This window comes from Arthrobacter sp. Y3221087 (genome assembly GCF_059089905.1).
On record NZ_JBNHFE010000001.1, the window covers coordinates 1,469,670 to 1,483,928 of the forward strand.

Below are 14,259 nucleotides of genomic sequence, written 5' to 3' on the forward strand. Positions count from 1 at the left end.
GACGTCCTGATCCGCCTTGCCCGGCTGACGCCCTGCTGTGAGTTGGAGCACAGGCTGCATCGGCGGCTGCTAAAGGCGTTTCCGCCGGGGTGCCCGGAAGCCCGCAGCCTCCGCATGTGCCGCCGACTCGAACCAGACGTCAGCCCTGGTTTCCCCGAAGTCCGGGTGCCCTTCCTCGTAGTAGACCATCGCGCCGGCGTCGCCCTTGACCTCGAACCCGGCAGGTCCGCTGCCGTCCGGGCCCGCTGCGGCCGAGCCTGCACCATAGGGTTCGGCTGCGGCGAGGTGCCCTGCGGCTTCCGGCTGGTATCCCGTCCCGGTTTCTTCCCCGGGACGGCGGTCCTGCACGTCGTGGTCCGCCCCGGTTTCAACCAGGGCCGAGGACTGTGTCCTGTCCAGCGTCTCGGCTTCGGCGGCACCAGGCGGAACGGCCGGGCCGGTGGCCCTGGCGGTTGCACCTGGCCCCGCCGCCATCCCCTGGGTGGCAGGGGAGGTGGTTCCGGTGGCGCCTGTCCGGGCCGTTGCCGGCGTGCCGGCGTCGTCCGCTTCTTCCACCGCAGCGGTTTCGGCGCCCGGGAGGGTGGGCGCATGCGGTTCCGTGTACTCGGGGTGGTGGACGGGGCGGGCTGCATCCGTGGCGGACTGTTCCGCGGCGCCTTCAGGTACTGGCGGGGTTGCTGTTTCGGGGGAGGCGTGCGATGCCCGAGCGGAGCTGGCAGTGGCGGAGGAGGACCCGCCCGCTTCAGACCACTGGGTTTCCCATTCGGCCTGGTCCTGGTGACGCCGCTCAGCGCCGGACGTCTTACTCGCGGTGTCATGGGCCGCATCCGCTGTGGTGGCCGGCGTTGCCGCGCTGGAACCTGCTGCTGACCGTTCCTGCCGCGGCGCTTCACCTGCCGGTTCCGCAGCCGGTTCATCGGCGGTGGTGGGTGCTGCGGGCTCGGCAGGACGGCCGAACCCGGCGGCAGTGGCGATCCCTGTGGTGCCTGCCGCCTCCGCGGAAGGAGCGGCCCCGCCTGAGGACAGTGCGCCGTCGCTGCGCGGAGCATTCGTCACTGTCGGCTCCTGCCGCGACTTCGTCGTGTTGCTGCGGTTCAGCAACCACCACACAACGCCGACGGCCACCACAATCAGAATGACCCAGAAAAATGTATCCATGGCTAACCCTTCAGTCAGGAGGCAAGGTGTCCTGCCCCCGACGCTACGTCGGGCGCCTAACGCTGTCTAGGTTTTCGCAGGTGGGAAGCGGGGCGCGGCACAGGCGGACGTGAGGCGGACCACACCGCATGAGCACGGGCTGGACTCCCCGTCTCAGAATGCGAGATGCAAGTCCAGTATCTGGCAGAAATAATCGCTGTTTTGGGCTTTGACCGCCCCGTAGGGTCCTTTCGGCCTCCATCAGAGCCATAGACTTTCCCCTATGAGTGACACCACCATCGCATCCGATAACAAGCCCGACATCAAACCCCGGAGCCGGGTCGTAACCGACGGAATCCACGCTGCACCGGCACGTGGCATGTTCCGGGCGGTCGGCATGGGGGACGACGACTTCGCGAAGCCCCAGGTTGGTGTCGCGAGCTCGTGGAACGAAATCACTCCTTGCAACCTCTCCCTTAACCGCCTTGCCCAGGGCGCCAAGGAAGGCGTTCACGCCGGCGGCGGCTTCCCCATGCAGTTCGGCACCATCTCCGTCTCGGACGGCATCTCGATGGGCCATGAGGGCATGCACTTCTCCCTGGTGTCCCGCGAAGTCATCGCAGATTCCGTGGAAACCGTCATGCAGGCCGAGCGCATCGACGGATCCGTGCTGCTCGCAGGCTGCGACAAGTCGCTTCCCGGCATGCTCATGGCAGCTGCCCGCCTGGACCTGTCCAGCGTGTTCCTCTACGCCGGCTCCATCATGCCCGGCTGGGTCAAGCTCGAGGACGGCTCCGAAAAGGAAGTCACCCTCATCGATGCCTTCGAGGCTGTCGGCGCCTGCGCCGCCGGCAAGATGAGCATGGAGGACCTGACCCGGATCGAAAAGGCCATCTGCCCCGGCGAAGGTGCCTGCGGCGGCATGTACACCGCCAACACCATGGCCTGCATCGGCGAAGCCCTGGGCATGTCCCTGCCCGGCTCCGCAGCCCCGCCCTCGGCAGACCGCCGTCGCGACGAATTCGCCCGCAAGTCCGGCGAAGCCGTGGTCAACCTGCTGCGCCAGGGCATCACCGCCCGCGACATCATGACCAAGAAGGCGTTCGAGAACGCCATCGCCGTGACCATGGCGTTCGGCGGCTCCACCAACGCCGTCCTGCACCTGCTGGCGATCGCCCGCGAGGCGGAGGTCGAGCTGACCCTGGACGACTTCAACCGCATCGGCGACAAGATCCCGCACCTTGGCGACCTCAAGCCCTTCGGCCGCTACGTGATGACGGACGTCGACAAGATCGGCGGCGTGCCGGTCATCATGAAGGCACTGCTGGACGCCGGCCTGCTGCACGGGGACTGCCTCACCGTGACCGGCAAGACCGTCGCGGAGAACCTCGAAGCCATCAACCCGCCGGATGTTGACGGCAAGATCCTGCGGGCGCTGGACAACCCCATCCACAAGACCGGCGGCATCACCATCCTGCACGGCTCGCTGGCCCCGGAAGGAGCCGTCGTCAAAAGCGCCGGCTTCGACGCCGATGTCTTCGAAGGCACCGCCCGCGTGTTCGAGCGTGAGCAGGGTGCCCTGGATGCGCTGGACAACGGCCAGATCCAGAAGGGCGACGTGGTGGTCATCCGCTACGAAGGCCCCAAGGGCGGCCCGGGAATGCGCGAGATGCTCGCCATCACCGGTGCCATCAAGGGTGCGGGCCTGGGCAAGGACGTCCTGCTCCTGACCGACGGCCGGTTCTCCGGCGGCACCACCGGCCTGTGCATCGGCCACGTTGCCCCCGAAGCGGTCGACGGCGGCCCCATCGCCTTCGTCAAGGACGGTGACCGGATCCGCGTGGACATCGCCGCCCGCAGCTTCGACCTGCTGGTTGACGAAGCCGAGCTCGAAGCCCGCAAGGCGGGCTGGGAGCCACTGCCGGCCCGTTACACCAAGGGTGTCCTGGCCAAGTACGCAAAGCTGGTGCACAGCGCATCAACGGGTGCATACTGCGGGTGACGCCTTCCCCGTGCATGCGGCGCTGAGCGCCGCACGCACGGGGCCCCTCGGCGCCACCCTTATTAAGCCGTTCCCGGCTTGGGTGGGCCGCTGAAAGTTTCGGTCCTTTCACTGATCGGATCGTTTCGTGGACAATGCTGTCCACATGGTGAGATAGGGTGGCGCCTCGTTGACACCCATCCCACCAGAGGGAAAACTGAACGCATGACTTTCGTTACCGCCGGCACCGTCGTCGTCCTTACCAAGCGCGTGGCACTATAGCCTCCTCTGGTAACGAACCGTCACGCGCAAACCCCTCGAAGAGCCGCCAGGCTGAGGGGTTTTTTTATTTCCTGCAGTTTCCATGAACCACAGATGATCCACAAGGAAGAGTCCGATGAGCAAAGGATCGCCGATCAGCCCCTCGCTGTTGGCTACCAAGTCCACTGGAGCCACCAAGGCTCCGGAACGCGCCGACCGGACGGCTGACAATGCCGCCGTCGCCGCCGACCTTGCTGCCGCCTCTCCTGTCCTTGGGCCGAACAACGTTGTACCCCCAACGGTGATGACCGGCTCGCAAGCTATTGTCCGCTCGCTCGAAGAACTCGGCGTCGACGATATTTTCGGTTTGCCTGGTGGCGCGATCCTGCCCACCTACGACCCCTTGATGGCCTCCACCATGAATCACGTGCTGGTCCGTCACGAACAGGGAGCCGGCCACGCCGCGCAAGGCTACGCCATGGTCACCGGGCGGGTTGGCGTCTGCATCGCCACCTCGGGCCCGGGCGCCACAAACCTCGTTACCGCCATCATGGATGCCCACATGGACTCCGTGCCGCTGGTGGCCATCACCGGCCAGGTGTCCAGTGGTGTGATCGGCACCGATGCTTTCCAGGAAGCGGACATCGTGGGCATCACCATGCCCATCACCAAGCACTCCTTCCTGGTCACCGACCCCAATGACATCCCGCACGTCATGGCGGAGGCGTTCCACCTCGCCTCCACCGGCCGTCCCGGCCCGGTGCTGGTGGACGTTGCCAAGGACGCCCAGGTGGGCCAGATGACCTTCTCCTGGCCGCCGAAGATCGACCTGCCCGGGTACCGTCCCGTCACCCGGGGCCACAACAAGCAGGTGCGCGAAGCGGCGAAACTCATCGCGGCTTCCACCAAACCCGTCCTGTACGTGGGCGGCGGTGTGGTCAAGGCACACGCCAGCGCCGAACTGCTGGCCCTCGCCGAGGCCACGGGCGCCCCGGTGGTTACCACGCTGATGGCCAAGGGCGTGTTCCCCGACTCGCACCCCCAGCATGTTGGCATGCCCGGCATGCACGGCAGTGTTTCCGCGGTCACGGCGCTGCAGCAGGCCGACCTCCTGATCACCCTGGGCGCACGCTTCGACGACCGCGTCACCGGCGTCCTCAAGACGTTCGCGCCGATGGCCAAGGTCATCCACGCCGATATCGACCCCGCGGAAATCTCCAAGAACCGCACCGCCGATGTCCCCATCGTTGGTTCGGTCAAGGAGATCATTCCTGAACTGACGGACGCCGTGCGTGCGCAGTTCGGCACCACCGGAACTCCGGACCTCACAACCTGGTGGGCTTTCCTGAACAACCTCAAGGAAACCTACCCGCTGGGCTGGACCGAACCGGAAGACGGCCTCACCGCTCCGCAGAAGGTCATCGAACGCATCGGCGCCCTCACCGGCCCCGAGGGCGTTTACGTGGCAGGCGTGGGCCAGCACCAGATGTGGGCGGCGCAGTTCATCAAGTACGAGCGCCCGCACGCCTGGCTGAACTCCGGTGGTGCCGGAACCATGGGCTACGCCGTACCGGCTGCCATGGGCGCCAAGGTGGGGGAGCCGGACCGGGTGGTCTGGGCCATCGACGGCGACGGCTGCTTCCAGATGACCAACCAGGAATTGGCCACCTGCGCCATCAACAACATTCCCATCAAGGTTGCCGTCATCAACAACTCTTCGCTGGGCATGGTGCGCCAGTGGCAGACCCTCTTCTACGAAGGCCGCTACTCCAACACCGACCTCAACACCGGCCACGACACCGTCCGCATCCCGGACTTCGTCAAGCTGGGCGAGGCCTACGGCTGCGCGTCCTTCCGCTGCGAACGCGACGAGGACATCGACGCCACCATCCAGAAGGCCCTCGAGATCAATGACCGGCCAGTGGTCATCGACTTCGTGGTCAGCCCCAACTCGATGGTGTGGCCGATGGTGCCAGCCGGCGTGAGTAACGACCAGATCCAGGTTGCCCGCAACATGACCCCGGAATGGGAAGAAGAGGACTGAGCATGAGCCGCCACACCCTGTCCGTCCTTGTCGAAGACAAGCCGGGCGTCCTGACCCGCGTCGCGAGCCTCTTCGCCCGCCGCGCCTTCAACATCAACTCCCTGGCCGTCGGCCCCACCGAAGTACCGGGCATCTCCCGCATGACGGTGGTTGTCGACGCCGACGGCGACCTGATCGAACAGGTCACCAAGCAGCTCAACAAGCTGATCAACGTCATCAAGATCGTTGAGCTGACCTCCGAATCTTCCGTACAGCGCGACCACATCCTGGTCAAGGTACGTGCGGATGCCGCAACACGCCTGCAGGTAACCCAGGCTGCAGACCTGTTCCGTGCCTCCGTCGTCGACGTGTCCACAGACTCGTTGGTGATCGAGGCAACCGGTACCCCGGAGAAGCTTGCAGCGCTGCTTTCAGTGCTGGAGCCCTTCGGCATCCGCGAAATCGTGCAGTCCGGCACCCTGGCCGTTGGACGGGGATCCCGCTCCATGAGTGACCGGGCGCTGCGTTCCGCCTAGGCCTGCCCAGGCGGAACTCCGCCCGGAACCGCAAGCACCACACCACCTATCTACCAAAACACTCAAGAGGAGTTACGCAAGTGACTGAAATGTTCTACGACGACGACGCCGACCTGTCGATCATCCAGGGCCGCAAGGTTGCCATCGTTGGCTACGGCTCACAGGGCCACGCCCACGCGCTCAACCTGCGCGATTCCGGCGTCGACGTCGTCATCGCCCTTCAGGAAGGCTCCAGGTCCAAGGCCAAGGCCGAGGACGCAGGCTTCACGGTCAAGAACGTCGCCGACGCCGCCGAATGGGCCGACGTCATCATGATCCTGGCGCCGGACCAGCACCAGCGCTCGATCTACAACGAGTCCATCAAGGACAAGCTGGCCCCCGGCAAGGCCCTGGCCTTCGCCCACGGCTTCAACATCCGCTTCGGCTACATCCAGGCTCCGGAAGGCGTTGACGTCATCCTGGTCGCCCCGAAGGCACCCGGCCACACCGTGCGCCGCGAATTCGAAGCCGGCCGCGGCATCCCGGACATCATCGCCGTGGAGCAGGACGCCTCCGGTTCCGCCTGGGACCTGGCCAAGTCCTACGCCAAGGCCATCGGCGGCACCCGCGCCGGCGTCATCAAGACCACCTTCACCGAAGAGACCGAAACGGACCTCTTCGGCGAGCAGGCCGTCCTGTGCGGCGGTGTCTCCCAGCTGATCCAGTACGGCTTCGAGACCCTGACCGAAGCCGGCTACCAGCCGCAGATCGCCTACTTCGAGGTGCTTCACGAGCTCAAGCTCATCGTTGACCTCATGTGGGAAGGCGGCATCGCCAAGCAGCGCTGGAGCGTCTCCGACACCGCCGAGTACGGCGACTACGTCTCCGGCCCGCGCGTCATCACCCCCGAGGTGAAGGAAAACATGAAGGCCGTCCTGGCCGACATCCAGTCCGGTGCCTTCGCCAAGCGCTTCATCGAGGACCAGGACAACGGCGGCATCGAGTTCAAGGAGCTGCGCGCCAAGGCAGAGCAGCACCCCATCGAGGCCGTTGGCCGCGAGCTGCGCTCCCTGTTCTCCTGGCAGCAGCAGGACGTGGACTACGTGGAAGGCTCCGCAGCCCGCTAAGGCTGACGGAAACTTACCCTTCACCAGGGGCCACGGTGAGGCCGGGTTCACACTTAACAATGTGAGCCCGGCCTTTCCGTCGGCCTAGACTTGTTCCATCCCCAGGACTGCAACGCAGAGGATCAGCCGTGTCAAAACCCGTAGTACTGCTCGCCGAAGAACTTTCCCCCGCCACCGTCGAGGCCCTCGGCCCGGACTTCGAAATCCGCCAGACCGACGGCGCCGACCGTTCCCAGCTGCTCTCGGCCATCAGCGACGTTGACGCCATCCTGGTCCGCTCCGCGACCCAGGTGGATGCGGAAGCCATTGCCGCGGCAAAGAACCTGAAGGTCATCGCCCGCGCCGGCGTGGGACTGGACAACGTTGACATCAAGGCCGCCACCCAGGCCGGCGTCATGGTGGTCAACGCCCCCACGTCCAACATCGTCTCCGCGGCGGAACTCACTGTGGGCCACATCCTCAGCCTGGCCCGGCACATCCCGCAGGCCAGCGCCGCCCTCAAGGACGGCGAGTGGAAGCGTTCCAAGTACACGGGCATCGAACTGTTCGAGAAGAAGATCGGCATCATCGGCCTCGGCCGGATCGGCGCGCTCGTGGCCGCCCGGCTCAAAGGCTTCGATACCAAGATCCTTGCGTACGACCCCTACATCACTTCCGCCCGTGCAGCGCAGCTCGGCGTCCAGCTGGTCACCCTTGACGAGCTCCTGGCCCAGTCCGACTTCATCACCATCCACATGCCCAAGACCCCTGAAACCGTGGGCATGCTCGGCGCCGACGCCTTCAAGAAGATGAAGAACACGGCCTACGTGGTCAACGTGGCCCGCGGCGGCCTGGTGGACGAGGAAGCACTCTTCACCGCACTGCAGGACGGCGAAATCGCCGGCGCCGGCGTCGACGTGTTCGCCAAGGAGCCCAGCACGGACCTGCCGTTCTTCAAGCTGGACAACGTGGTGGTCACCCCGCACCTGGGCGCGTCCACTGACGAAGCCCAGGAAAAGGCTGGCGTCTCCGTGGCAAAGTCCGTCCGTCTCGCCCTCGCCGGTGAGCTGGTCCCGGATGCCGTCAACGTCGCCGGCGGCGTCATCGCCCCCGATGTCCGCCCCGGCATCCCGCTGATCGAAAAGCTCGGCCGGATCTTCACCGCCCTGACCCACGATTCCCTGACCCAGTTCGACGTCGAGGTTGCCGGCGAAATCTCCTCGCTCGACGTCAAGGTCCTGGAACTGGCGGCCCTGAAGGGCATTTTCGCGGACGTCGTGACCGAGCAGGTCTCCTACGTTAACGCCCCGGTCATCGCGGAACAGCGCGGCATCAACGTCCGCCTGATCACCACTCCGGAAACGGAGTCCTACCGCAACGTCCTGACCCTGCGCGGCGCGCTGAGCGACGGCAGCCAGATCTCCGTGGCTGGAACCTTGACCGGACCCAAGCAGATCCAGAAGCTCGTGGGCATCAACGGCTTCGAGGTGGAAATCCCCATCAGCGAGCACGTGGTGGTGGTGGGCTACACCGACCGCCCCGGCGTCATCGGCACCATCGGCCACATCCTGGGCATGAACAACATCAACATCGCCGGCATGCAGGTGGCCCGCCACGACCAGGGCGGCCAGGTCCTTGCGCTGCTCACCGTGGACAGCTCCGTGCCGCAGCAGGTGCTGGACGCCATCAAGGCCGGCATCGGCGCCGACATGGTCCGGGAAGTGGACCTGGAAGACTAAATACCCCGGGAGTGACCGGGAAACGCCGTACCAACGGCCGCCGCCGGGCGTGTCCCGGCGGGGCCACATATGATTGGCCGGTCTGCTTACAATGGCTTGGTCCTGGTTCAGGACCAAGCCGGCAGGCCGGCCATCACCTTTTGCACATCCGTCCGTAGTCGTCCATGTCCGCCGGGGGGCACGGTGTGCGCACGCAATCCAGGTTTCAGGGAGTTCCATGAACGCCGTCCAGAGGTTCATCAGAAGCAAAGTGCTGCTGTTGACCGCTGCCATCTTGATCGCAGCCATGTGCTTGTCGGTCCTCGTCCAAAGCCAGTCCCAGGCCGCACTCAACCGGACCGTGGATGAAAATTCCCGCGGCCTCTACGACGTCCTCGTCCACGCCAAAGCGCCCGCCGGTGCCCTGCTGCAGCCGGAAATCGCCAACGGTACCGGCGGCATCAGCTTCGAGCAGCTGGAGTCCATCAAGAAGCTGTCCGGCACGTCCGTGGCCGCACCCATCAGCCTGGTCTCCCGCGTGACCCAGAACCTCGAAGCGCCGCGCCTGGATGCCATGGATTACCTCGGCTACAACGCCGGGCTCGCCGGCACTGCGACGGCGGACCAGGCCGCCGGTGCCACTGCGCCGGACAAGTGGCCCGCCGCGGAGTCCGTCCTGAGTGACGAGACCAAAAAGTACCGGCTCACCGCCAGCGCGGTAAGTTCCGACGGCGTCTCCGAGCAGACCCTTTTCAAGTCCACGGCCGAGGGCACCCTGGGCAAGGCCAAACTCGTCGAGGAAAAGGCCGCCGGCGGCAGCAGCATCCGCATCGCGGCCCCCGAGGGCGAAACCGGCATCAAGTTCCCCGCCCCCGCCGGTGGATCCGAGCACAACCTGTTCAACCTGTCCGTGTCCCTGCCCCTGGCGCCCGAAGTCACGGAATCCGTGGTGGCAGTCGACCCCGCGGCCGAGCGCGCCCTGCTGGGCCCGGCCGGGGACTTCCTGGCACCGCTCGAAAAAGCCCCGCCCGCCGACGCCCGCAACGCCGGAGCCATCGGCCGCTATTTCGAAGGCCTGTTTACCAACGGAATCGGCCTGGACCAGCTGGAAGAAGGCCCCGACTTCCTGGGCGTCAAGCTCAAGTACTGGGCGCCGCTGATGACCCAGTACCAGCAGGCAAAGCGCAACGGCCAGCTCACCGCCGATTCCCAGGCGATCCCGCTGATCGTGCGCTCCGGCACTTCGCTGGACCTTAAGTACAACGTCAAGATCGAAGAGATCGACGACGCCGGCAAGGTGGTCAAGGACGTCGGAACCGTCTCCCGGTCGCTGGACAAGGACTACCTGCCGTTCGTCTCCAAGGACCCGTTCGTCCTGTCCTGGCCGGGCTCCACCGACCACTCGTCCCTGCTGGGCGCCACCGGCAACTTCAACCAGGGCCTTTACACACCAGCCACCTGGAGCACGGACTTTGCCGCCGCGCCGAAGTACACCGACGGCGAGGAGGCCGCCAACGGCGCCGTGGACAAGACCGCCGTCCCCGGCGAATGGGTGACCATCAACCGCCTGCCGGAAAAGAGCGCCAACGGCACGCCCGTGGACCAGACCCAGCGCGAACCGGTTGACGAGCGGTCCTACCGCGAGAACCTGGCAACGGGTGAGAAGCCGGCAGCCTCGCTGGCCATGGTCTACGGCACCTTCGACCCCGCCGCTGTGGCCGAGGCCGCCGGCGACGTCAACAAGCTTCCCCTGGGCGGCTACGACCCCACCCCCTTCACCCTGGTCAAGGATGCCGAGGGCAAGGACGTTCCTGCCACGGAGCTTGGGCCCTCGCTGAGCGCCACCGGACTCGCCAGCCAGTCGGCAGGCGCGATCACCGACTACTACGGGCTCGCCGCTGCCCGCGGCTACACGGACAACGCCGACGTGATCGACGCTGTCCGCGTCCGTGCCAAGGCGCCGGGGAGCTGGAAGGAAGCTCAGCCGGAGGTGGAGAAGCTCGCCGCCGAAATCCGGGACATGGGCCTGGAAGCCACCATCGTGGCCGGCTCCGCCCGCGAGGACGCCAGCATCTTCGTGCCCGGCTATTCCAAGGACGACGCCGGCAAGGAGTCCGCGCTGGGCACTGTCCAGCAGTCGTGGGTGCGGCAGAACGCGGCTGAAGCCGTGACCGGATCGCTCTCCGGAACCAACGTGACCCTGCTCTTCCTGACCTTGTGCGGTGCTGCCCTGCTGACCGGGGCGTCAACCGTGAGCTATATCCGCAAGCGGCGCAGCGAAGCCGGAACCCTCCGGGCCATGGGCTGGACCCAGCGGCGGATCCGCAGCTGGGTGCTGGAAGAGTTCGGCGTGGGTGCAGTGCTGCTGGCCGTGGCCGGCCTTGTCCTAAGCCTTGCCAGCTGGAGCCTTGCCACTGCCCTGGTGTGCGTTGCCGTCCTGCTGCTGTACATCGGTGCCGCGTTCTTTGCCGCACAGCAGCTCCGCCACCGCGACGTCATCGACCAGGAGCCGCAGCACGACGAGCGGCTTATTCCGGTGGATTCGCCGCTGACGTTCGCCAACCGCCAACTGGGCACCAACAAGTTCAACACACTGGCCCTGGCCGTGGCCGTCGGTGTTTTCGGTGCTGCCGTAGGCGGCCTCATCGCCCTGCTGATCGACATCCCCCGGGCGGCCGGAGCGAGCGCCCTGAGCGGGTTGGCTGCCGCCAGCGTGGCTTTGCCAAGCATCCTCCTGGCGCTGGCCGGCGTGGTGGTCGGCCTGGTGCTGACCCTGGTGACCGGAAGGTTCGAGCTGAACGCCAAGCGGCAGTACCTGGGCATCCTTGAGGCCATGGGCTGGAACCCGGACATGCTCCGCCAGGTCCGCCTGTTCGAAAACGCGCTGGTGGGAACCGTGGCCCTGCCCCTGGGCGTGCTGGGCGCCCTGGGCATCGGCCTCCTGCTGGCCCCCTATGCCGCACTGTGGGCAGGCGTCGCCGGCCTCGTGGCTGTACTTTGCTGGATACCGATTGCAACGAAAGTGGTCCAATGACAAACCCGACCAATGTCCAGCGGAGCCGCAGGAGCGGCTCCGGCGAGGTTCCCCTGCAGACCCGCGCCAACACCATCGTCAAGGCGCCGGACCACGCCACCCCGCTGGAACTGAGCGACATCACCATCCGCTACGGCGGCGGCAAGGGCGGTGCCGAGCCCGTCAGCGTGGTGGAGGGCTTCGACCTGACCCTGCACGCCGGTGAGATGCACTGCGTCGCCGGCCGAAGCGGCTCCGGCAAGACAAGCATCCTGACCGTCGGCGCGGGACTCACGCTGCCGACGTCGGGCCGCGTCTTTTGGGAAGGCGATTCCCTGGAGAGCATGGGCGACGACGAAATCGCCGACCGCCGTCGTGCCCTCATCGGCTACGTCGACCAGGGCGGCGCCCTGATCGATGGCATGAGCGCCCTGGAGAACGTCCTCCTGCCCGCCGTTCCCGACGGTGAAGTGGACCAGCGGCGGGACATGGCCAAGGACCTCCTGGACCTGGTGGGCCTTGGCCGGCGCATGCGCCACCGTCCGGCGCAGCTGTCCGGCGGTGAGCGCCAGCGCGTCGCGATCGCCCGTGCACTGATCCTGGGTACCCGGGTCCTGGTGGTGGACGAGCCCACCGCCAGCCTGGACCGTGCCTCGGCCAACCGCATCATCAGCATCCTGAAGGACACCACTAACGACGGCATTGCCGTGCTGGTTGCGTCACACGACCACGAACTGGTCCGGCTCAGCGATACCCTGACTGAACTGATCTAGCCTGTCCCTCCGCACCGAAGGTAACCGTCCGCACGTGACTGCTTCAGAGAAGACGCCGTTCTACATCACCACGGCCATCACCTACCCCAACGGCGTGCCGCACATCGGCCATGCCTACGAGTACATCGCCACCGACGCCATGGCCCGGTTCAAGCGGCTGGACGGCTATGACGTGATGTTCCTGACCGGCACGGACGAGCACGGCATGAAGATCGCCCAGACCGCCGAAAAGGAAGGCATCACGCCCAAGGAACTGGTGGACCGGAACGCCGAGGTGTACAAGGCGGCACACGCCGCCCTCGGCATCACCTACGACCGCTTCATCCGGACTACGGATGCCGACCACTACGCAGCCTCGCAGGCCATCTGGAAAAAGATGGAAGCCAAGGGCGACATCTACCTGTCCAAGTACGAGGGCTGGTACTCGGTGCGGGACGAGGCCTTCTACGGCGAAGATGACACCGTGGTCAAGGACGACGGCGTGCGCTACTCGAAGGAAACGGACACCGAGGTGACCTGGACGGCGGAGGAGAGCTACTTCTTCCGGCTGTCCGCCTACCAGGACAAACTGCTGGCACTTTACGAGTCCCACCCGGAGTTCGGTGCGCCGCAATACCGGTTCAACGAGGTCATCAGCTTCGTCAGGCGCGGGCTGGAGGACCTGTCGATCAGCCGCACCACCTTCGACTGGGGCGTACCGGTCCCCGGTAACGACAAGCATGTCATGTACGTCTGGGTGGATGCGCTGACGAACTACCTGACGGGCGTGGGCTATCCCGACGTCGAGTCGGAGAAGTTCCGCAAGTTCTGGCCTGCGGACGTCCATATCATCGGCAAGGACATCTCCCGTTTCCACGCCATCTACTGGCCTGCGTTCCTGATGAGCGCGGGCCTGGAGTTGCCCAAGCGGGTGATGATCCACGGCTTCCTGCACAACAACGGCGTGAAGATGTCCAAATCGCTGGGCAACGTAGTGGCCCCGGCCGACTTCGTGGCACAGTACGGCCTGGACCAGGTGCGGTTCTTCTTCCTCCGCGAGGTCCCCTTCGGCGCGGACGGAAGCTACAACCACGAAGCCATCGTGGGCAGGATGAACTCGGACCTCGCCAACAACTTCGGCAACCTGGCGCAGCGGTCGCTGTCCATGGTGGCCAAGAACTGTGGCGGCGCCGTTCCTGTGCCTGGGGAGTTCACTGCGGCGGACACCGCCATCCTCGAGCAGGCCGGGGGGCTTCTGGAGACTGCCCGGTCCGCGTTCGAAAAGCAGGAATTCAGCCGGGCCCTGGAGGCCATCTGGGCGGTCCTGGGTGACACCAACGCGTACTTCGCCGACCAGGCGCCGTGGGTCCTGCGGAAGACCGACGTCGAACGCATGAACACCGTGCTTTACGTGACGCTTGAGGTGCTCCGGATCGTGGCCGTCCTGGCCCAGCCGGTGATGCCCGCCGCCACGGGGAAGCTGCTGGAAAGCCTGGGCCAGCCTGACGGCGAAGCCCGGCAGTTCTCCGCCATCGCCACTCCGATCGCCGCCGGGACTGCCCTCCCGGCACCGTCCCCGGTATTTCCGAAGTACGAGGAACCTGCCGGGGCCTGACAGCTGCCCCGGGCCGGCCTGGCCGGCCCGGGGCAGCCCGCCACCAAGCAAGTAACCTACGAAAAATTCAGCCTGAAGGACGGCCCCGTTTGGGCCCTCTCGCCCAAGACTGTGGCGCTGATTTCCTGTTATACGGAT

Annotated in this window: 9 protein-coding genes; 8 read left to right on the forward strand and 1 reads right to left on the reverse strand. The window is 66.0% G+C overall.

The window, feature by feature from the left end; genetic code table 11:
* Positions 1-69: 69 nt before the first annotated feature.
* The gene (locus AC5RUO_RS06980) at positions 70-1,158 is read right to left on the reverse strand and encodes a sunset domain-containing protein (protein WP_494008590.1); all 1,089 of its coding nucleotides are present in this window, start codon (positions 1,156-1,158) and stop codon (positions 70-72) included.
* Positions 1,159-1,420: 262 nt separating this feature from the next.
* Here AC5RUO_RS06980 and ilvD point away from each other — a divergent pair, with 262 nt between their 5' ends.
* From ilvD to metG, 8 genes are all read left to right on the forward strand, one after another.
* Entirely contained in the window at positions 1,421-3,139 is a 1,719-nt protein-coding gene (ilvD, locus tag AC5RUO_RS06985; protein WP_494050711.1) for a dihydroxy-acid dehydratase, read from the forward strand.
* 376 nt (positions 3,140-3,515) lie between these two features.
* On the forward strand, positions 3,516-5,423 hold the full coding sequence (locus AC5RUO_RS06990; protein ID WP_494103136.1) for an acetolactate synthase large subunit: 1,908 nt from the start codon (positions 3,516-3,518) through the stop codon (positions 5,421-5,423).
* A 2-nt stretch (positions 5,424-5,425) separates the two neighbouring features.
* Complete coding sequence (gene ilvN / locus AC5RUO_RS06995; RefSeq protein ID WP_494008587.1) at positions 5,426-5,938, forward strand: acetolactate synthase small subunit; 513 nt, start codon at positions 5,426-5,428, stop codon at positions 5,936-5,938.
* Between the two features lie 80 nt (positions 5,939-6,018).
* Positions 6,019-7,044 (forward strand): ketol-acid reductoisomerase, encoded by a 1,026-nt coding sequence (ilvC, locus tag AC5RUO_RS07000; protein ID WP_494008586.1) that lies wholly within the window; start codon positions 6,019-6,021, stop codon positions 7,042-7,044.
* A gap of 128 nt (positions 7,045-7,172) precedes the next feature.
* Positions 7,173-8,762: a phosphoglycerate dehydrogenase gene (gene serA / locus AC5RUO_RS07005; RefSeq protein ID WP_494008585.1), complete on the forward strand. Its 1,590-nt coding sequence runs from the start codon at positions 7,173-7,175 to the stop codon at positions 8,760-8,762.
* Positions 8,763-8,979: 217 nt separating this feature from the next.
* A complete protein-coding gene (locus AC5RUO_RS07010) occupies positions 8,980-11,775 on the forward strand; it encodes an ABC transporter permease (RefSeq protein WP_494103137.1) in 2,796 nt (931 codons plus the stop codon).
* Positions 11,772-12,527: an ABC transporter ATP-binding protein gene (locus tag AC5RUO_RS07015; protein WP_494008583.1), complete on the forward strand. Its 756-nt coding sequence runs from the start codon at positions 11,772-11,774 to the stop codon at positions 12,525-12,527. Before AC5RUO_RS07010 ends, AC5RUO_RS07015 begins: the two co-directional genes overlap by 4 nt.
* A gap of 34 nt (positions 12,528-12,561) precedes the next feature.
* Positions 12,562-14,121, forward strand: coding sequence for a methionine--tRNA ligase (metG, locus tag AC5RUO_RS07020; protein WP_494050706.1), 1,560 nt, complete (start codon positions 12,562-12,564; stop codon positions 14,119-14,121).
* Positions 14,122-14,259 lie beyond the last annotated feature (138 nt).

What these genes read in the sequence shown, in the direction of transcription:
- AC5RUO_RS07010 (WP_494103137.1), top strand. Translation starts at nt 8,980, where the DNA reads ATGAACGCCGTCCAGAGGTTCATCAGAAGCAAAGTGCTGCTGTTGACC.
- ilvN (WP_494008587.1), top strand. Translation starts at nt 5,426, where the DNA reads ATGAGCCGCCACACCCTGTCCGTCCTTGTCGAAGACAAGCCGGGCGTC.
- AC5RUO_RS06990 (WP_494103136.1), top strand. Translation starts at nt 3,516, where the DNA reads ATGAGCAAAGGATCGCCGATCAGCCCCTCGCTGTTGGCTACCAAGTCC.
- ilvD (WP_494050711.1), top strand. Translation starts at nt 1,421, where the DNA reads ATGAGTGACACCACCATCGCATCCGATAACAAGCCCGACATCAAACCC.
- AC5RUO_RS07015 (WP_494008583.1), top strand. Translation starts at nt 11,772, where the DNA reads ATGACAAACCCGACCAATGTCCAGCGGAGCCGCAGGAGCGGCTCCGGC.
- AC5RUO_RS06980 (WP_494008590.1), bottom strand. Translation starts at nt 1,158, where the DNA reads ATGGATACATTTTTCTGGGTCATTCTGATTGTGGTGGCCGTCGGCGTT.